The organism is Adlercreutzia rubneri (assembly GCF_009755265.1).
Taxonomy (GTDB): Bacteria; Actinomycetota; Coriobacteriia; order Coriobacteriales; family Eggerthellaceae; genus Adlercreutzia; species Adlercreutzia rubneri.
In genome coordinates, this window is sequence record NZ_WPOO01000009.1 from 26,723 (window position 1) to 45,540 (window position 18,818).

Sequence of the window (18,818 nt, forward strand, 5' to 3'; positions counted from 1 at the left end):
GAAGATCGCACTTTTACCAACGATGTCAGTTCCATTGGGGTATCATGGGACACCCGCGAGAGACCGGAAGCGAAATGTTTTTCCGGCCCGGCAAACGCAGCTTTCAACTCAACAGGCCTCGCCCTCTTCCTGGCGCTCAGGCGCACTGCGGCACAACCCGCGGCGCACGGACGTCCTTGCCTCATCACGGATGCGCCCACCAACCGAAGGGTCTCCCCCTTCCGACAAAAGGATACTATCATGCTGAAAGCTGCCCACCCCGGCGGTCTGATCCCGCCCATCCTCCATCCCTCCCCGCTCAACCGCGAAAACACCGGCGAGCGCACCGACCGGACGGGCGCGCTCCTGTTCGCAGGCGCCGTGGCTTCCTTCGGGCTAGCTCTCGTGCTCATCGGCGCTGCCGTTTCGTTCGCCGCCGGAGCGCCAGCGCCGGCGAACCTCGACCAGTCGACCCTCGTGTTCGGATCCTTGGCAGCGGCCTGCGCCCTGGCGGCACTCGGCATGATGCTGGCCTTGCGGGAGAGAAGCCTGCGCACGCAGCAAATGCGCCGCGTCACCCGTGCCGAGCAGATCCAGGGAGAGCTGGACAGTCTGGGCCTCACGCCCAAGGAGATGCCCATTGCCAAGCTCATCCTGCAGCATCAAAGCTATGCGACCATCGCCGCCGAGCGGCACCTGGCCGTGCGCACGGTGCAATTCCATGCCACGAATATCTTCCGGAAGGCCTATGTCAGCAATCGGCGCGATTTCGAGCGTGTCATCCTGGCCGACGAGCGCAACGACGACCGGAGCGACGGCGGCCGTCGCGACACTCCCTGCTGCCGCAGCAACCAAACGACACCGCCCGACGGCCGAGGCGCCGCGCGCCCCGGATGCGCCCTCTGCGGCCAAAATACCTGCTTGCCCGGGGGCGGCTCCGACAACCCGGCGACGGGCCTCCCCGCGCAAAACCCTGGCAGCGAGCAAGAGCGCGGAGATCCCGACCGTCCCGCTGGCAGCCCCACGACCCTCCGCAGCAGGGCGGCCCTGCGCCACGGCAGGCAGGAGGGAGGACGGCCATAGCCAGCGCCGTTCGCTAGCGCGCCCGCACATCTGGTAGGCGGCGCCGGCACTCGCAGGCGCGTCCGCGAGAGGTCATCATTGGGGAAACAGGCGCCCGCGCGCCGCCTTCGTCGTGGTGCCCGCGTGCTACCGTGAACCCATGAGCAACTTCGCCGACATAGCGTGCCCTGCATCGCCGCAACTCGAAAGCGCAACGACCGCCTCCCCTGACGGCCGCCCGAAAGACTCGGCAACATTTGCGGGAAGCCGCTCTCGAAAGACGCCCGACGTCCCCGAAGGCGAGATGCACGGCCACGGCTCCGGCGGCCCCAAGGACGTCTGGACGCACAACGTGGAAGCCACCGCGTCCCTCCTCATCGCCTTCGGCACCCTCATCACCACCTGCAGCGCCCAGGGCCTTTTCACCCCCTCGACCGCCAGTCGGTGGATTCTCGAGTACCTCGTTCCCTTCCAGCTGCCGATTTTCTACTTCTGCCTGGGCTTTCTCTACCAGCGCTACCGCACGACGCGCACCCCTCGCGCCTGGGGCCAGAACCTCCGCCGCGAGCTGGCGCTCATGGGCATCCCCTTCGCGGCGTTCACCGTGCTCGTGCTGCTCACGAACTCGGCCGTCGGCGCGAAGCCGCCTCTGTCGGTCGCCGATCTCCTCCGCGCGCTCTTCATCGAGCCCGTCATTCCCGTCGGCTACTTCTATACCTGCCTCATCATTTACGCCATCACCCCCACCGTGAAGAGCCGCCGCAACGCCAGCGGCCTCCTGTTCGCCGCCGTCGCAGCGAAAGCGGCCATCGTGGCGCTCGCTTCGCTGCCCGCCACCGCCGAGATGGCCACGCGCCTCCCCTACGCCGTCACCTCCGTGGCCGAGAACTGGATCTGGGTCGCCGGCGGCATGGCCATGGCGCTCTACCGGGGCCTGCCCCTCGTGCGCGGATCCGAGAAGGCCTGGGCCCTCGGCGCCCTGTGGGTGGCCACCAGCGTGATCGCCTTCTACGCCGGCTGGACCGGCGAGACGTCCCACGCCGTTCTGGACGCGCTCGGCGTGCTGTGGGCGACCTCCCTGTTCTCCACCGTGTTCCGCAGCGGGCGGCAGAACCGCTTCTACGACTTCGTGACCCGCTACACCATGGCCATCTGGCTCTTCCACGGCATCTGCCTCGCTCTGTACTTCCATCTTTGGAAGGCGGCCGGCATCTCCGTCACAGCAGCACCGTGGATGGCGGCCGTGGGGGCGGCGCTCGTCTGCTACGGCATGCCGGTGCTGATCATGGCCGTCCTTTCGCGCCTTGGGAAGGCCGGCATCATCGTGTATCCGGCCCGCTATCTGCCGCCCGCGCCGGCCACCATGCTCCGGAAGACGCCGCACTAACGTATACTAGGGCCCATGAACAAGTCGCAAACATCTTTCCTGGCGGGGGGCGACCCGTATCTGGCGCCGTTCTCGTCTATGACCGACGGGCAGCTGCGCGACCCCAAGCAGCTCGTGGGCCTGGCCCGCGCCATCGACCCGGAGGGCGCGCCGGAGCGCTTGGCGTCGGGCCTGTTCGTCGCTGAGTCCGTGAACGTCATCGACCGCGCCCTTAACGCCGGGTGCGTCCCCTTCGCCGTGCTCACCGATGCGCGCTGGCTCGCCGCCTCCGAAGTGCTCTTGGAAAAGGTGCACACGGCCAATCCGGCCGCCCCCGTGGCCGTGGTCTCCTCGGAGGAGATGCGCTCCATCACCGGCTACGAGGTGACCCGCGGGCCCTTGGCCGCCTTTCACCGGCCGCCCGAGCCCGACCTGGCCGCCCTGCTTACTGGCGCCCACCGCGTCGCCGTGCTGGAGGACGTCACGAACTACACCAACATCGGGGCCATCTTCCGCAGCGCCGCCGCCCTCGGCATCGATGCGGTGCTGCTCACGCCGGCCTGCCATGACCCGCTGTTTCGCCGCGCGTCGCGCGTTTCCATGGGTACGGTGTTCCAAGTGCCCTGGGCCCGCATCGGCAGCGCGCGCGATTGGGCGTGCGAGGGCGTGGCGCGCCTGCGCGACGCCGGCTTTGCCACAGCCGCCCTGGCCCTGGCCGACGACGCGCTTTCCATCGCCGATACGCGCCTGAAGGCGACCGACAAGCTGGCCCTCGTACTGGGCACGGAAGGCGACGGCCTGGCCGCCTCCACCATCGCCGCCTGCGACTGGACCGTGCGCATCCCCATGCACCACGGGGTCGATTCCCTGAACGTCGCCGCCGCCAGCGCCGTCGCCTTCTGGGAAACCCGCCGGGAAGGCTAGCGTCGCGCAGCCACATCCCGTAGCTGGGAAGACTAGCGTCGCGCAGCCTCATCCCGTAGGGGCTGACCTTGGTCAGCCCTCATCAGGCAAGGTTATCCCTCTTGTGAGGGGCGACTGAGGTAGCCCCCTACGGATGGAGCGGAAGCTCGGCCCCCTACGAGCCGGTCGGAAGTCCCATGGCGTTCGCGATCGCCATCGTCACGCCCACGGCTATCACGCCCACGACAACCAGCGCGATGCCCAAGATTCGCAAACGAGCTCCCTGCAGAAGGCGAAGCCTCGGAGCCGCCCGACGTAAAACGCGGACGTCGGTCAAAATGAAAAGAAAGCCCGTGAAGAACGGAATACCGAACGTCCAATACTGAAAGGCGAGCAGCCAGAACGGCCAGGTGGCGTAACGTTCGTCGGGCGTGAACGGCATTGCGATGAGAACTGCCATGAACAGCAGCCACACCACCAAGAGGGCGACATCGACCACGAGCCCTGCCGTCTCACCGGAGGAGAGCGTCGAGAAAGCACGCCTTACCCGAGAAACGACTACGCCATGCGGTCTGTCATCGATCGGAGCTGCGGCACTCACCGCCGTCGCGGCCCAATCCGCAGGGGAAACCCGACCCGCGCCGGCGACCTGGGTCACAACGACACCCCGGTCTGCAGGAGAAGCCCCGGCTGGGGCGAGCGCCGCGAGGAACGCCGCCTTCAGGTCGCGCACCGTCTGGAAGCGGGCCGCCGGATCAAAGGCGCAGGCGCGCTGGAGCACGGGGCGCAGCGCGAAAGGCACTTCCGGCCCCGCGAATCCCGCCGCAGCCACCGACGGCGACGGATCGCGCTCGGCCAGCAGGTAGTAGAGCAGCATTCCCAGCGCGTACACGTCGCTGCGCTCGTCGGTCTGCCCGTAGCCGAACTGCTCGGGCGGCGCGTAGCAGCGCGTGCCGAAATGAGCCGTGTCCCCGTCGGCCCCCTCGCGAAAGACCCGGGCGATACCGAAGTCGATGATCGTAAGGCCCGCATCGCTCACCACGATATTGGTGGGCTTCAAATCGCGATGGATCAACGGCGGCGAGAACTGCTCGTGCAGCTCCATCACCCCGTCGCACAGGAGCGGGAACCACTGCGCCGCCAGGGCGAGCGATCCGTCGCGCTCGTACACCTCGTCCCGCAGCGTGCGCCCTTGGATGTATTCCATGACCACCACCAGCTCGTCGCCGGTGGTATGGACGTCGTAGATGCGCGGCAGATGCCGGAAACGCCGCCCGGCGCGCTGCGCTCGGAACAAGTGGCCGTAGGCATCCCCCATGGCCGCATCAACCGCGATGCGCTTGCGGACGAACGGCCCGAGCTCCGCCGCATTGGCCCCCACGAAGTACACCACTTCGGTCGTCTCGTGGGGCACCGTCTTCAACACCTCATCGACGCGATAGCAATCATCGCGGGCAAGGGCGGCGAGGTATGCGGCAAGCGGGTCGTTTTCCATAGATGCCATGGTACCAAAGTTAGCTGATGGTCGCCTCGTCGAACCGGTAAAGCTCCTCCTCGGTTTTCTGCAGCGTGTAGCCATGGCTGATGGCGAAGATGACGATGGCATCCCGCCGATTCTTGCAGTACAGCTCGTTGGCGCCTCCCGCCTGCAGAAGGCGGTTCGCCTCGCGCAGCGTGCATCCCATGGCGAAGGCGATCTTCAGCAAGTTGTCCCGGGAGGCGCGGCGGGCGCCGGTGAATATCTGGTAGCCGAAGGTCTCGTTGATGCCCGCCTCGCGCACCACGGCCGCACGCTTCAGACCCTTCTCCGCCAGAAGCGCGTTCAGGTACTCCGCCAGACTACGCTCGCCCACCTCGCGCCGCTTGATGAACGCCCGCGGATCCGGCGCATCCAAGAGCTCGGCCAGCATGTCCTCTGTCAGCGGTTCCTCCACGCGCTTCTTTCTCCTTCGACCCATATCACGAAGCCCCTATTGTAGCGCCCCGAGCGCCCGCCTTCGAAGACGGGCGCCCGAGACATGCGCCATCGGGCACGCTAGCTCAGCGAGAACGTCTGCTCGGCGATGAGCTCGTCGCTGAAGCTGAAAAGCTCTTCCACCTCGACGGTAAGATCGCTCATGTCGGCGAGCTCGTAAGCCGACTCGTAAGTGATGGAGGAGCCAGGCTTCACCTCGTTCATCGACTTGCCGGACTCCTCGGCATCGGCGACCACAGCCAGCTCGAGCTCGGTTCCGTTCTGGAAAGCTTTGGCGTGAACCGCCACTGCGGGGCTGGTCGCCTCGTCGGAGTTGTTCGTGAAGGTGTAGGTCACCACGGCAGCTGGATTTCCCCGATAGTCCTCGGTCACGCGGCAGTCGTCGATGGTGACGCCGTAAGCGGCCTGCGTCGCCTCGCTCTGCTCGGCCGCCTGGGGCTCGGCCGCAGATCCGGAATCTCCGGCCGCTACGCCTTGCGCCGTCGCCGTATCAAGCCCGCTCTCCTCCATGGCCTGGTCGAGGGCGGCGCTGAAGGCGCTCTGCATCACGAGCACAAGGATGAAGGCGATCACAGACAGCACGAGGCCGGCGACGCCTAAGCCCTTACCGCTCTTTTTCCCTTTCGAAACGCCCACCAACCCGACGATGGCGAAGACGATGCCGAGGATGGCCAAAAGGAAGGAGAGGTTGTTGATGATCGGCAGAATCGAAGTGACCAGTGCCACGATTCCCAATACGAGAGAAGCCACGGCCATGGCCGAGCGAGGTTGCGTTTCCATAGATGATTCCCTTCTTCTAAACGCGCTATTCCTAACGGACAAGGAAGAAGGGTATCCGTTCTCGTTAACCGTTTCATTAGCTGCCAGCTAAGGCAACGGCAATTTTTCCCTAGCTCAGATCGACCTTGGCGCGCACGAGGTAGGCGGACAGGGCGACGCCGCCCGCGGCCACGGCAAGGTTCACCACCGTCTGCATGACGGACACCGTGCCGAGCATGAACGATGCCGTGCCCGTGTCGCCCATCATGGCCAGCACGCCAACGATAGAGAACAGAAGAGAGATCACCCAGCCAATTCCCACATACAGCGCCACGGCCGCGGCCACCTTATGCCGCCGCGCCCACCATGCGCCCAGCGTCAGCGAGAGGAACGCCAGCCCCACGGTGTAGGCGGCGGACACGAGCGCGTTCGCCACGCCTATGACCGACGAGGCCACACCACCGCTGCCCGTCAGCGCCGACCAACCGCCCAAAAGCGACAGCACCACCGACACCATGTCCCCATCGCCGTCGGAGATCGCGAGCACGGCCAATGAGGCGAGCGCGCAGGCCGCAAGCGTAAACACCGCCGCCAGCAGGAAGGCGGCGCAGAATTTCGCCGTCACCAGCGCGCCCGTGCGCACCGGCAGCGTGAGCGTGAGATAGCCCTCGTCGGTGAACATCGTGCGATAGAAGCGCATGGCGATGAACACGTAGACCGCCACGAGGCTGGCCCACACGAGAAAGGCGCAGAACAGCGCCGCCATCACGAGCACCACGGTCAGGTTGGAAGCGGCCGACGCCTCGTTGACATAACGGGAGGCGAATCCCGCCGCGCGGCTCACGGCGTCGGTGGCCTCGATGCAGCCGATGCCCACCACGCCAGCGACGACCATAATGGCCAGCATGATGGCCGCAGGCTTCACAAGCGCCCGCATTTCCTGGGCGAAGAGCTTTCCTAGCATCGGAACTCCTCTCGGAAGAACGCGTCCAGCGTCGTGCCCTTCCCCTGGGTCACATAGGCCACGGGCGCGTGCAGAAGCATCTGGCCATAGCGCAGCAGGATGAAGTCGTCCAGAAACGCCTCCACGTCGCGCACGAGGTGGGTGGAAAGGATGATGGACGACTGCGGCCGATAGGCGCGAATAACCGTTTGCAGGATGTAATCGCGGGCCGCCGGATCCACGCCGCCGATGGGCTCGTCCAAAAGATACAGCGCCGCGTGACGGGCCATGACGAGCGTGAGCTGCACCTTCTCAACGGTGCCCTTGGAAAGCGCCGCGCACGGGGCGCCCTCGGAAACGCCGAGCCGAGCAAGCATGTCCCGGGCCAAGGCGGCGTCGAAGTCCTCGTAGAAGTCGGCGAAGAAGGCGATCATCTCGCGCACGCGCATGGAACGGGAGAAGTAGGGCCGCTCGGGCAGGTAGGAGACGAGCGCCTTCGATTCCGGGCCTACCTCATAGCCCGCCACGCGAATGTCGCCCGCCGTCGGATGGGCCACGCCGGCGATCATCTTCAGCAGCGTGGTCTTGCCCGAGCCGTTCGGGCCGAGCAGCCCTACGATGCGGCCGGCGGCCAAGCTGACAGTAAAGCGGTCGAGCGCCACCGTGGCGCCATAGCGCTTAGTGAGGTCGCGGCACTCGAGCAAGGGCGGCGGCGCGACTTCGGGGACAAAGGCATCCACGGGAAGCCTCCTCATCGTTCGGAATCACTGGCTCCATCCTAGCACGGACGCCAACGGCCAAGCGGGAACCCCATCGAATGAGCGAATCGCTCCCGCCGCATGGGCGCATGGACCTTCCCACCGCATGGACGCATGGACGAATCAGTCATGCAGCGCGTTTCCGAAGGCATCGACAATGCACCCTCTTGTTTTGAGAAAGAATTTCGAGTTGTTAGAGTTCGCGCGCAGAAAACCAGCCGCTCCAAATCAGCAATTCAGACAAAACCGCCATCAAAATGGCGAGATCGCCCTCTCATTCGCTCGACTAAGTCTAACAACTCGAAATTCTTGCCAAAAAGAGGGAGGCGCTTTGCTCCAAAAGCGAAAACCCTGGAAGCGCGCCGTCCCGCCCCCGTTAAACCCGCTCGAAGGCCCAGAGGTTGGCACATTGGGCGAGCACGCGCTGAACGTCCCAGGTGCGGGCGCTGTTGGCGGGGCTGTTGGGGTCGTGGATGACCAGCTCGCCGTTGTCGGCCACGCCGGCCACCACGAGAAAGTGTCCCGTGTCCGTGAAGTCGCCGGGGCGCACGCTGCAGATGACGGGATGCCCCTCAGCGAGCTCCGCCGCAAGACGCCCCGCGTCCGCCGGCACCTCATGGGAGGAAAGACCCAGCTCGGCCGCGCCGTCGGTCATGAGGCGCCAGGCGGTGAGTCCCCCCTCCACATAGCCGCCGGCCTCGCTGAAGGCGGCCATGGCGGCGGGATCCTTGTCGGTCTTCCCCGTCAGCGCGATGTAGACCATGGCCAGGCTCGTCGGCCCGCAGCCGGCCTCCCGCACCGTGGTACCGGCATAGGGCGCATCGCGGTACTGGGGATCGGTCTGGTAGAGGAAGGGCAGATGGCCGCCGCGCCACTCGTCACGCGGGGTGCTGGCAGGATCGTCCGCCTCGTCCGCGCCCGCGGCGGCCGGAGCGGTATCCGCCGTGGGCGAGGCGATGCCCGGTCCCGTAAGCCCCAGCCCTTCGACGTACAGGTTCGCCATTTGAAAGATAGCGACCAGCACGAAAATGGAGAGCGCCGCCACGCTCAGCACCGACCACAGATGCCAGCGCCGTCGCCCAATGCGGCGGCCACGCGCGGCGCGGCCCGTGCGGGCCAGACCGCCCAGCATGGCCCTCACCACGCCCGGCACGGCAGCCGAAGCCGCGAACGCCCGCGCCGACCCGCGAGACGGCCGCCGCTGCGGCGATGCACCCTGGGCGGTTTTCGAACCCGCGCTACGAGCCGACCGACTCCCCGCGCCCTGCGGCCGCGCCCAAGCGTCCCGCCCGTAGGGATTGGGGGCAACCCTCGAAGCACCCGAAGAGCCCGAAGCGCCCGCCCTTCCGGCGCAGCTTAAGGGCGCGTCCCCTTCGTACAAGTTTCCCTCGTCGAAACGGTAGGCAGCAGTGTCCATAAATCTCTCCTTACGTTGCACCTCCACCTTACCGACGAGCCGGCTTACGCGTCCCATAGCGAAATCTGACATTTCCGGCAGGGCACCTTAACTTTTCCTGAAGCTGTCACGGGATGGCACGCCTGTTGGCAAAACCCGGGGCGAATCGCGTACAATAGCCCTTATGGAAAAACGCGCGCACATACTGGTGGTGGACGACGAGCAGGCCATCGCCGATCTGGTTGTCAACCTGCTCGTGGCCGAGGGCATGGACGCGCTGGCCTGCTACAGCGGACAGGCGGCCTTGGACATGCTCGCCCGCACGCCGTTCGACCTGGCCATCGTGGATATCATGATGCCGGGCATCGACGGCTTCGAACTCTGCGTTCGCATGCGCCAGATGCGGGACATTCCCGTCATCTTCCTCTCGGCGAAAGACGAGGAGGCCGACCAAGTCGTCGGCTTCACCCTGGGCGCCGAGGACTACGTCACCAAGCCCTTCCGGCCCCGCGAATTGGTGGCCCGCGTGAAAGCGCGCCTACGCCGACGCCAAGCAGCGCCCCAGGCTTCCTCGACCCTGCTTTCCGCCGGCGCCATCGAGGTGGACTTGCGCACACATCTAGCCACGCTCCACGGCGAGCCTTTGCACCTCACCCCCAAGGAGTTCGCCATTCTGGCGATTCTGGCCCAGTCGGTCGGCTCACCGGTCTCGGCGGCCGATCTGTTCGAAGGGGCCTGGCACGAGCGCTTCGACGACGCGGCGGCCAACACGGTCATGGTGCACATCCGCCGCCTGCGCAAGAAGCTCGCCGATATCGACGCTTCCACGACGTTCATCGAAACCGCCTGGGGCGTCGGCTACAAGCTGCGCGGTGCGCCCGGCGACACCGGCCATGGCGCTTAAAAGCGAGCAGGCCCGCGTCCTGCGCCGGCGCGTGCTCGGCGGCCTCATTCGCAACCTGCTGCTGTTCAGCGGGGCCTTCGCCCTGGCCTGCCTGGCCATCGAGACCTTCATGGTGCCTTCGATCGCGAACTGGGTAGCCGACTCAACCTCGTCCTGGCGCACCCTGAATTCCTCCGAGCAGTTCCAGCAGATCCTCACCGACCAGGGACTGCTCGACGATGCCAACCTCTTCGACCTCTGGGTCAACGAGGCCGTCGAGAGCGGCTACTCCAACGATGCGGGCACTATCGCCGAGGTTCAAGGCGAAGTGAACGAGATGGAAGACGCCCTGGCGGAGTATGCAAGCATGATGGCCGACTCGCCCGAGAACGCCGAGGCGGCCGCGGCCTACGCCAAGGAACGGGCTGAGAAGCTCGGGGCGGATGTGGCCGTCGCCTCGGGCACCAACGCCGCGGCCATCGGCGACACGAGCGCCTTCATCGATGACGTGGCGCCCCTCGATGCCGAGACCGACGGCGCCCCGGACGACAAGACCCTCTGGGCCGTTCCCCTCCTTCCCTATCAGACCATTCTGACGGCCGAGGGCATTTTCACCGACGAGGCGAGCGCCGCCCATGCCATGGCGGCGCTGCGCGTATCAGCATCCCTGCAGGAGCTGGGGCTTTCCCTGCCCGAGGCCCAAACGTTCATGCCGCCGGAGACCACGGTGGACGTGGCCACGCGGATTCTCGTCAGCGCCGCCGTCCTGGGCTACGATCAGCCAACGTTAAACGACCTTCTGCAAAGCGCCTTTCGCCAATCCCAGGAGCAGGCCTACAGCGCCTGGCTTGACCTGACCTCCGCCGAAGAGGCGCGGGCGCTGGGCGTCTCCGACGACCACCCCGTCTGGCAAGTCCAGTACGGCGAGGACGGCGTCTACCGCATGCGCGACGTCGCCACCTACACGTTCGTCAAGTCGTTCAAGCTCCCGCTGGCTCTACTCGTCTTCGTGGCCGGCTGGCTCGTCATCATCCTGCGGGCCCTGAACCGGTCGCTGCGCTACTTCGACGAGCTGTCCGGGGCCGTGGGCCGCTTGCTCGCCGACAAGGACGCCCCCATCGAGCTGCCGGCCGATCTGTCCATCGCCCGCAACGAGCTGGCGGTTATCCGCTCGCAGTCGCTGGCCGACGAGCGCGCCGCCCACGCCGCCGAGCAGCGCAAGAACGAGCTGGTGGCTTACTTGGCCCACGACATCCGCACGCCGCTCACCTCGGTGCTCGGTTACCTAGACCTGCTGCACGAGACAACCGATCTGCCCCGTGAAACCCTGCGCAAGTACGCCGACATCGCCTATTCGAAGGCCGAGCGCCTCGAAAGCCTCATCAACGAGTTCTTCGAGATCACCCGCTACAACCTGTCAGCCATTCCCATCGAGCGGGAGACTGTGGGAGTGCGCCTGTTCTGCCAGCAGGTGGCCGAGGCGTTCTTCCCCGAGGCCGCCGCCCGCAACATCCGCATCACCGTGGACGCCGCCGGCGCCGGCCAGTTCTTCATCGACCCGGACAAGCTCGCCCGGGCGCTGGGCAACGTGCTGCGCAACGCCGTGGCCTACGCCGACGCGAACTCCGTCATCGCCATCGCCGCGCGCCAGGACGCCCGCACGACCACCATCACCGTAGCCAACCGCGGACGCGAGATATCCGACGCCCATCTGGAGACCATCTTCGAGAAGTTCTACCGCGAAGACGGGGCGCGCTCGTCGAAGAAGGGCGGTGCGGGGCTGGGGCTCGCCATTGCCAGGGAAATCGTCGTGGCGCACCACGGCGACATCGAGGCGGCAAGCGAGCGCGGCGTCACCGTGTTCACCCTGCGCATTCCCACCCAGGGGGAGGAGATTGAAGGAGCAGCCGCCGCGCCGCGCATCCCGGGCGCGCCCGAGGGCCTCCAGCGGCCGGTTGCGCCCGTGCCGCCCCGCACCGCGCGGCCGGCGGGCGTGCGGGCAATTTCCACGCCGCCTTCCGCGACGACGCGCCGCGGGGCCTCCGCCCGTCCGAATCCGCAGCACCCCGTCGGCGAACGGACGCACGCGCCGCGCCAAGGTACCTCTCCGTTAAATCCTCGTAACGCTCGCCATGGACAGGTTCCCGCGCGTAAGACGGTACGCGATAATGATGCGACACCCCGGCGGCGCGGCCTGTCCCGCTAGCTTCAAAACCAAAGCGAGCGTCAGCCCGAAGCGCCGTTTTCCTACTCAGCGAACACCCAAGGAGGCACCATTGAACCCCATCCGCATCGGCATTCTCGGCTATGGCAATCTCGGCCGCGGCATTGAACTGGCCGTCGCCGCCAACGACGATATGGAACTGGTGGGCGTGTTCACCCGCCGCGACCCGGCCACCGTGCATCCGCTCGGCGAGAACGTCGCCGTCTGGCCCGCCACGGAGCTGGCCGCCCATACCGACGACATCGACGTGCTCATGCTCGCCGGCGGCTCCGCCACCGACCTGCCCGAGCAGACCCCGGCAGCCGCTGCGCTCTACAACGTGGTCGACTCCTTCGACACCCATGCCAACATCCCGGCGCACTTCGCCGCCGTCGATGCGGTGGCCCGCGAGACGGGGCACGTGGCCGTCATCTCGGTGGGCTGGGATCCGGGCATGTTCTCGGTCTCGCGCGTTTACGCCAACGCCATCATGCCCAACGGCGCCGACTACACCTTCTGGGGCCGCGGCGTCTCCCAGGGGCACTCCGACGCCATCCGCCGCATCCCCGGCGTGGTGGACGCCCGCCAGTACACGGTGCCCGTGCCCGAGGCGCTGGAGGCCGTGCGCTCCGGTGCCAACCCGGAGCTGACCACGCGTCAGAAGCACACCCGCGAGTGCTTCGTCGTGGCCGAAGAGGGTGCCGATACGGCTGCCATCGAAGAGGCCATCGTCACGATGCCGAACTACTTCGCCGACTACGACACCACGGTCACCTTCATTTCTCAGGAAGAGCTCGACCGCGATCACGCCGGCATTCCCCACGGCGGCTCGGTCATCCGCACTGGCACCACGGGTGCCGCCGGCGAGAACACCCACGTGATCGAGTACTCGCTGAAGCTCGATTCCAACCCGGAGTTCACCGGCAGCGTGCTCGTCGCCTGCGCCCGCGCCTGCTGGCGCATGGCCTGCGCGGGCGAGACGGGCTGTCGCACCATCTTCGACATCGCGCCTGCGCTGCTCTCGCCCATGACCCCCGAGGAGCTCCGCGCGAAGATGCTGTAAGAGGTCCTTCCAGCAAATCTTCCTCTCAATTTGGGGACATATTTTCGAGTTGTTAGACTTCCACATCCTGCAAAGCAAAAGAAAAGGGCTCGACACGAGTCCTTTTCTTGCTTTTCGGCCTCTTTTCAGCCTGTTTTTCAACCCCAGCTCACCAAGCCGCTCCCAGCCATGTCTAACAAATCGAAATTCTGCGACCAGAACGGCAACGAGATTGCTCCGGGCAAAAAAGGAGCGGCAGAAACCACTCCTAGAACTTCGCGAAGCGCTCTTGGCGTTGGCGGACCAACTCGTCGGGAGCAAGGTCGGCCAGCTCCTTGTAGGCGTCACGCACGTAATCGCGCACAGCAGCGACGGCCTCCTCCGGATTCTCGTGGGCCGGGCCCTCCCCTTCCGAAATGACCGCATCGATGATGCCGCATTCCAGCACCGAGGCGGCGTCCATCCGCATGGCCTCGGCGGCCTCGGGCGCGCGGGTGCGATCCTTCCACAGGATGGAGGCGAAGCCCTCCGGCGAGAGCACCGAGTACACCGCATGCTCCTGCATGGCCACGCGGTTGCCCACGGCCAGCGCCAAGGCGCCCCCGCTTCCGCCCTCGCCCAGAAGCACGCTCACCACCGGAACGGTAAGGCCCGCCATGGCCACCAGATTGTCGGCGATGGCGTTGCCCTGGCCGCGCTCCTCGGCCTCGGTGCCGCAGAAGGCGCCCTGGGTGTCCACCAAACAGAGAATCGGCCGGCCGAACTTCTCCGCCTCGCGCATGAGGCGCAGCGACTTGCGGTAGCCCTCGGGCTGGGGGCATCCGAAGTTGCGGGCCACGCGGTCGGCCAAGTTCACGCCCTTCTCCTGGGCAATGACCGTCACGGGATGCCCCGAGATCCACCCGATGCCGGCGAGGATGGCCCCGTCGTCGGCGAAGGCGCGGTCGCCGTGCAGCTCGATGAAGCCCTCCACGATGCCGTCGAGGTAGCGTCGGGCCGTGGGACGGCGCACGTTGCGGGCGATCTGCACGGACTCCCAGGCGCTGCCCGAAGCGGCCTCGCAGCTCACCCCGGACTTGCGGGCCTCGCGCCGGGCATGGCGCTCCAGCTCGCGGCGGGACGCCTCCTCGGCTTCCTCGGGGGTTTCCGGGCGCCCGATGAGCTCGCCCACCACCGGCACTGACTCGGCCAGGCTGCGCCACAACCCCGCGGCCTCCTCGTCGCGGATGCGCTCGCCAACGGCTCGGGCCTCGGGCGCCACGTCCACCGAGCCGTAGGCGTCCGCGCCCACCGACAGCGCGTCCATGACGCTGTGGTAGGTGACGATGCGCCCCGGGTCGTCGGCCGGGGCGTGCAGGGCCAGAAGCTGGGCCAGCACGCTGCGCATCTGGGAGCGTTCCACGATGGCGTCGATAAGCCCGTGCTCGAGCGCGAACTCCGCCGTCTGGAAGCCCTCGGGCAGCTCCTGCTTGATGGTGTCGCGGATGACCCGCTGGCCGGCGAACCCGATGAGCGCGCCGGGCTCGGCCAAGACGATATCGCCCTGCATGGCGAACGACGCCGTCACGCCGCCGGTCGTGGGGTCGGTGAGCACGGTGATGAAGGGCAGACGGGCCGCCCCCAAACGCTCCACGGCGCAGGACACTTTCGCCATCTGCATGAGCGAGATGAGGCCCTCCTGCATGCGGGCGCCGCCGGAGGCGCAGAACACGACGACGGGCAGCCGCTCGGCGATGGCGCGATCGATCATCGCGGCCACCTTCTCGCCCACCACGTGTCCCATGGAGCCCATGAAGAAGCCGGACTCCATGACCCCTACGGCCAAAGGCAGCCCCGCGATGGTCGCGCGTCCCGTGCGCACCGCTTCCTCAAGGCCACTCTTCTCGCGCTGATCGGCGATCTTCTCCGGGTAGCCCGGGAAGTCCAGCGGGTTGGAGTCGGGCATGACCGCGTTCCACTCCTCGAACGAGCCGGCGTCCACCGTGGCGGCCAGGCGCTCGTCGGAGCGCAGGCGCTGCAGGGTGCCGCAAGCCGGGCAATAGCCGCCGAGCTCGATGATCTCCTCCTTGTCGAAGAAGAGCTTGCACTTGTGGCAGCGGCGCCAATGGGTGGGGCCCTCGTCGTCGTCCGCCACCCGAGCCGGCTCGTTTTCCCAGGGCGCCTCGGAGGGCGACGCCGCACCGAGCGCGGGCGCGACGCCGGCGGGCAGAAGCTCCACCCAACCGGTGCGCAGAGTGCCCTCGGTGGCCGGGGCGAACACGCGCAGGCCGCGCTTGGCGGCGTGACGTAGGAAATAGGCGTCCTCCGCGAGCGACGCCTTGGCGCTGTCGAGGAAGATGAGCGTCGCGCCGCAGGCCTTGGCCGCCGAGAGCACTGTGTAGATGTTGGCGGAAAGCGTGTCGGCGTCCACGTCGGCCGTGGTGCTGCCCAGGTTGTAGGTGGGCAGCATGCGCCGGGCGAAACCGTCCAGCGAGCGGTTGTCCACCGTGGCGAAGACCACATCGAGGCCCGCCTGCTCCATGGGCACCACGAAGGCCCGGGCGTTCTTGGCCGAAGCGATAACGAGGGCCCGGGGCTTCTCGGCGGTTCGCGCCGCATCGACGGCGAAGTCGTCGCCGATGGTGGACCGAACGTGCTCGGAGACGTCGGCCACCTTCTCCTCCGGGTCGCGATGGGCCGCGCCGGGGCGGGCCCCCACCAGGGCCGCCGCCGTATCCGGCAAGGTGCCGGCCGCCTCCACGATGGCGTCCAGAGCGTAGGAGACCGCCGACTTCAGCGAGCCGTCCTCGGGCGCCTCGGGGGCCGCAGAGCCGTCCTCAAACTCGGAGACGAAGTTCCCCGCCGTGTCGAAGCTGATGTACTTGGAAGCCGCTTTGGCCATGTCTACTCCTTGGGTGCGAGCACGTACTTCTGGGTGGCCGTGGCGCAGATCTCGCCGTCCACGGAGGCCTCCACCTCGGCCACCACGAGGCGTCGCGACGACTTCACGATGGTCGCGCGCAGCGTCACGGTGTCACCGGGGGCCACCTGGCGGCGGAACTTCGCTGCGTCTATGCCGGTGAGAAAGCCGATGCACCCGCGCAGCTCGGGCGCCTGAAGCACGGCGATGGAGGCGCACTGGGCGAGCGCCTCCATGATGATGACGCCGGGCAGCACCGGATGGTCGGGGAAGTGCCCGCGGAAGATATCCAGATCAGCCGGTACGTCCAGCTCGCCTTCGATGGAAGCGCCGGGCTCGATGGCCATAATGCGGCTCACCCACACGAACGGATCGCGATGGGGCAGAATCCCCTCGATGACCTCGCGCCCCCAGGGCAGCGGCGCCATCGCGTTCTCCTCAGTCATACGTTTCTCCTTGCAACATTCTTTCGATCCTCATCTCGCCTTCCGTAGGGGCCGACCTTGGTCGGCCCTCGTTCGCGAGGACGTCGACGCTTCGCGTCAGCCCCGCCGGACCGCGAGCCCAGGGCCGACCGAGGTCGGCCCCTACGAGAGGGTGAAGCTCCCTAACCTTTGTAGGGCGAGAAGGCCAGAGCGGCGTTGTGGCCGCCGAAGCCCAGCGAGGTCGACAGGGCCACCTTCTGCGGATAGTCGGTGACCGCCTCGGTGACCACGGCCACGGGGCAGTCCTCGGCGGCCTCGGCGAAGCCGGCCGTGGGGGGCACCGCGTCGCGCGCCACGGACAGGGCGCACACGATGGCCTCCACCGCGCCGGCGGCGCCGAGCATGTGGCCCGTGGTGCCCTTCACGGAGGTGACCGGCACCGAAGCGGCCGCTTCCACACCGCCCATCAGGTTCGCGAGCGCCTTCGACTCCGTGGCGTCGTTGGCCGGCGTGCCCGTGCCGTGGGCGTTCAGGTGCCCCAAATCGGCCGGGGTGAAGCCGCCCTCGGCCAGAGCGGCGGCCATGGCAGCGGTGATGGCGGTGGCCTCCGGGTCGGGCGCGGTCATGTGATAGGCGTCGCCCGTGCTGCCGAAGCCGGTGATCTCGGCGATGGGCGCAGCGCCGCGGGCCAGAGCGCTTTCCAAAGACTCGATGACGAGCGCGCCGGCCCCCTCGCCGGCCACGAACCCGCCGCGGCGGGCGTCGAAGGGCAGCGAGGCCTCTTTGGGATCCTCGGCGCGGGTAAGGGCCGACAAATTCGTGAAGCCGGCGATGCAGATGGGGCTCACGGACTCCTCCGTGCCGCCCACGAGCGCCGCGTCGATGTAGCCGTGGCGGATGTCGCGCAGCGCCGTGCCGATGCAATGGGCGCCGGTGGCGCAGGCGGTCACCACGTTCAGGCACTCGCCGCGCATGCCGTAGCGGATGGCCAGGTTGCCCGCGGCGATGTTCCCGATCATCGTGGGAATGAACAGGGGGTTCACGCGCTTGGGGCCCTTCTCCTCCAAGGTGGCGAAGCTCTTCTGCAGCTCGTCGATGCCGCCGATGCCGGTGCCGAACACCACGGCGATGCGATCGCGGTTCTCGTCGGTCACTTCCAAGCCGGACTGGGCCAGCGCCTCGTCGGCCGCCACGATGGCGTACTGCACGAAGCGCTCGAAGCGGCGCGCCTCCTTCTTGGTCAGGCCGTGCTCGGTGCCATCGAAGTCGCGCACCTCGCCGGCGATGTGCACCTCGTACTCGCTCGTATCGAAGCGCTCGATGGGCGCGATGCAGCAGCCGCGCTCCATGAGCGTCTCCCACAGCGCCTCGGCGCCCACACCGGCCGGCGTCACCGCGCCCACGCCGGTGATGACGACGCGATGGGTGCCGTCGGGCCGCCGGGTCTGGATGCTCTCGTTCTCGCTCATAAAGACATTCCTCCGTCCACGCAGATGACCTGACCGGTAATATAGGACGCCTCGTCCGAGGCGAGGAAGCGCACCAAATGCGCGATGTCGTCCGGCTCGCCCAAGCGCCCGCTGCCGATGCGGCTCACGATAGCCTCGCGCTGGGCATCGGAGAGCGCATCGGTCATATCGGTGGCAATGAATCCCGGCGCCACGGCGTTGGCCGTGATGTTGCGGCGCGCAAGCTCCCGGGCGAGCGACTTCGTGAGCCCGATGACGCCGGCCTTGGAGGCGGCGTAGTTCACCTGGCCCGCGTTGCCGTACACGCCCACCACGCTGGACATGTTCACGATGCGACCCCAACGCTGCTTCATCATCAGCTTCGCGGCGGCGCGGCAGCAATGGAAGGTGCCCTTCAGGTTGATGTCGATGACGGCGTCGAAGTCGTCGTCGGACATGCGGGCGGCCAGGCCGTCGCGGGTGATGCCGGCGTTGTTCACGAGCACGTCCACCCGCCCGTTGGCCTCGGTCGCAGCGGCGATAAGCGCGTTGGCCTCCTCTTCTATGGCCACGTTGGCGGCCACGGCCAGGGTTTCCACACCGAACTCTTCGGCGATCTCGGCGGCTACCGCCTCGGCGGCGGGCAGGCTGCGCTCAGAAGAGCTGTTCACCACCACGTTCATGCCGGCGGCCGCCAGCTCGCGGGCCACGGCGCGTCCGATGCCGCGGGTGGAGCCGGTCACCACGGCGCAACGGCGATTCTCTGATTCGGTCACA

16 protein-coding genes are annotated in these 18,818 nt (G+C 67.2%); 6 read left to right on the forward strand and 10 right to left on the reverse strand.

The window, feature by feature from the left end:
* Positions 1–240 precede the first annotated feature (240 nt).
* From GO707_RS06565 to GO707_RS06575, 3 genes are all read left to right on the forward strand, one after another.
* Positions 241–1,062 carry a helix-turn-helix transcriptional regulator gene (locus GO707_RS06565; RefSeq protein WP_114539271.1) on the forward strand — a complete coding sequence of 274 codons (822 nt, stop codon included), beginning with the start codon at positions 241–243 and terminating at the stop codon, positions 1,060–1,062.
* A 283-nt stretch (positions 1,063–1,345) separates the two neighbouring features.
* Complete coding sequence (locus GO707_RS06570) at positions 1,346–2,428, forward strand: acyltransferase family protein (RefSeq protein ID WP_114539272.1); 1,083 nt, start codon at positions 1,346–1,348, stop codon at positions 2,426–2,428.
* Positions 2,429–2,443: 15 nt separating this feature from the next.
* A complete protein-coding gene (locus GO707_RS06575; RefSeq protein ID WP_114539273.1) occupies positions 2,444–3,331 on the forward strand; it encodes a TrmH family RNA methyltransferase in 888 nt (295 codons plus the stop codon).
* A gap of 154 nt (positions 3,332–3,485) precedes the next feature.
* Here GO707_RS06575 and GO707_RS06580 read toward each other — a convergent pair whose 3' ends face one another.
* The 6 genes from GO707_RS06580 to GO707_RS12325 all read right to left on the reverse strand — a co-directional run bounded on the left by GO707_RS06580 (position 3,486) and on the right by GO707_RS12325 (position 9,162).
* Positions 3,486–4,814, reverse strand: a complete 1,329-nt coding sequence (locus GO707_RS06580) for a serine/threonine protein kinase (protein WP_161127751.1) — start codon at positions 4,812–4,814, stop codon at positions 3,486–3,488.
* A 10-nt stretch (positions 4,815–4,824) separates the two neighbouring features.
* Positions 4,825–5,244 carry a helix-turn-helix domain-containing protein gene (locus GO707_RS06585; protein ID WP_161127752.1) on the reverse strand — a complete coding sequence of 140 codons (420 nt, stop codon included), beginning with the start codon at positions 5,242–5,244 and terminating at the stop codon, positions 4,825–4,827.
* 101 nt (positions 5,245–5,345) lie between these two features.
* Entirely contained in the window at positions 5,346–6,065 is a 720-nt protein-coding gene (locus tag GO707_RS06590) for a DUF5067 domain-containing protein (RefSeq protein ID WP_157012597.1), read from the reverse strand.
* A 109-nt stretch (positions 6,066–6,174) separates the two neighbouring features.
* Complete coding sequence (locus GO707_RS06595) at positions 6,175–7,008, reverse strand: hypothetical protein (RefSeq protein ID WP_157012598.1); 834 nt, start codon at positions 7,006–7,008, stop codon at positions 6,175–6,177.
* The gene (locus GO707_RS06600) at positions 7,002–7,727 is read right to left on the reverse strand and encodes an ABC transporter ATP-binding protein (RefSeq protein WP_227070548.1); all 726 of its coding nucleotides are present in this window, start codon (positions 7,725–7,727) and stop codon (positions 7,002–7,004) included. Before GO707_RS06600 ends, GO707_RS06595 begins: the two co-directional genes overlap by 7 nt.
* Before the next feature lie 394 nt (positions 7,728–8,121).
* Complete coding sequence (locus tag GO707_RS12325; RefSeq protein ID WP_227070547.1) at positions 8,122–9,162, reverse strand: C39 family peptidase; 1,041 nt, start codon at positions 9,160–9,162, stop codon at positions 8,122–8,124.
* Positions 9,163–9,325: 163 nt separating this feature from the next.
* Here GO707_RS12325 and GO707_RS06610 point away from each other — a divergent pair, with 163 nt between their 5' ends.
* The 3 genes from GO707_RS06610 to GO707_RS06620 all read left to right on the forward strand — a co-directional run bounded on the left by GO707_RS06610 (position 9,326) and on the right by GO707_RS06620 (position 13,290).
* Positions 9,326–10,045, forward strand: coding sequence for a response regulator transcription factor (locus GO707_RS06610; RefSeq protein WP_041714355.1), 720 nt, complete (start codon positions 9,326–9,328; stop codon positions 10,043–10,045).
* Positions 10,035–12,230 carry a sensor histidine kinase gene (locus GO707_RS12930; protein WP_157012600.1) on the forward strand — a complete coding sequence of 732 codons (2,196 nt, stop codon included), beginning with the start codon at positions 10,035–10,037 and terminating at the stop codon, positions 12,228–12,230. The genes GO707_RS06610 and GO707_RS12930 overlap by 11 nt, the downstream gene beginning before the upstream one ends.
* A 70-nt stretch (positions 12,231–12,300) precedes the next feature.
* Positions 12,301–13,290 (forward strand): diaminopimelate dehydrogenase, encoded by a 990-nt coding sequence (locus tag GO707_RS06620; RefSeq protein WP_114539281.1) that lies wholly within the window; start codon positions 12,301–12,303, stop codon positions 13,288–13,290.
* 247 nt (positions 13,291–13,537) lie between these two features.
* Here the strand turns inward: GO707_RS06620 and GO707_RS06625 are convergent, their stop codons facing one another.
* From GO707_RS06625 to fabG, 4 genes are all read right to left on the reverse strand, one after another.
* A complete protein-coding gene (locus tag GO707_RS06625; protein ID WP_227070545.1) occupies positions 13,538–16,150 on the reverse strand; it encodes an acetyl-CoA carboxylase carboxyltransferase subunit alpha in 2,613 nt (870 codons plus the stop codon).
* Between the two features lie 2 nt (positions 16,151–16,152).
* A complete protein-coding gene (fabZ, locus tag GO707_RS06630; protein ID WP_227070544.1) occupies positions 16,153–16,614 on the reverse strand; it encodes a 3-hydroxyacyl-ACP dehydratase FabZ in 462 nt (153 codons plus the stop codon).
* Between the two features lie 161 nt (positions 16,615–16,775).
* Entirely contained in the window at positions 16,776–18,062 is a 1,287-nt protein-coding gene (gene fabF, locus GO707_RS06635) for a beta-ketoacyl-ACP synthase II (RefSeq protein ID WP_157012601.1), read from the reverse strand.
* Positions 18,059–18,817 carry a 3-oxoacyl-[acyl-carrier-protein] reductase gene (fabG, locus tag GO707_RS06640; protein ID WP_335878766.1) on the reverse strand — a complete coding sequence of 253 codons (759 nt, stop codon included), beginning with the start codon at positions 18,815–18,817 and terminating at the stop codon, positions 18,059–18,061. The genes fabF and fabG overlap by 4 nt, the downstream gene beginning before the upstream one ends.
* Position 18,818: the final 1 nt, after the last annotated feature.

Bases quoted from the DNA above. Each gene is read 5' to 3' on its own strand.
- GO707_RS06565 (WP_114539271.1), top strand. From the start codon at position 241: ATGCTGAAAGCTGCCCACCCCGGCGGTCTGATCCCGCCCATCCTCCAT.
- GO707_RS06570 (WP_114539272.1), top strand. From the start codon at position 1,346: ATGCACGGCCACGGCTCCGGCGGCCCCAAGGACGTCTGGACGCACAAC.
- GO707_RS06575 (WP_114539273.1), top strand. From the start codon at position 2,444: ATGAACAAGTCGCAAACATCTTTCCTGGCGGGGGGCGACCCGTATCTG.
- GO707_RS06580 (WP_161127751.1), bottom strand. From the start codon at position 4,814: ATGGCATCTATGGAAAACGACCCGCTTGCCGCATACCTCGCCGCCCTT.
- GO707_RS06590 (WP_157012597.1), bottom strand. From the start codon at position 6,065: ATGGAAACGCAACCTCGCTCGGCCATGGCCGTGGCTTCTCTCGTATTG.
- GO707_RS06595 (WP_157012598.1), bottom strand. From the start codon at position 7,008: ATGCTAGGAAAGCTCTTCGCCCAGGAAATGCGGGCGCTTGTGAAGCCT.
- GO707_RS12325 (WP_227070547.1), bottom strand. From the start codon at position 9,162: ATGGACACTGCTGCCTACCGTTTCGACGAGGGAAACTTGTACGAAGGG.
- GO707_RS06610 (WP_041714355.1), top strand. From the start codon at position 9,326: ATGGAAAAACGCGCGCACATACTGGTGGTGGACGACGAGCAGGCCATC.
- GO707_RS12930 (WP_157012600.1), top strand. From the start codon at position 10,035: ATGGCGCTTAAAAGCGAGCAGGCCCGCGTCCTGCGCCGGCGCGTGCTC.
- GO707_RS06625 (WP_227070545.1), bottom strand. From the start codon at position 16,150: ATGGCCAAAGCGGCTTCCAAGTACATCAGCTTCGACACGGCGGGGAAC.
- fabZ (WP_227070544.1), bottom strand. From the start codon at position 16,614: ATGACTGAGGAGAACGCGATGGCGCCGCTGCCCTGGGGGCGCGAGGTC.
- fabF (WP_157012601.1), bottom strand. From the start codon at position 18,062: ATGAGCGAGAACGAGAGCATCCAGACCCGGCGGCCCGACGGCACCCAT.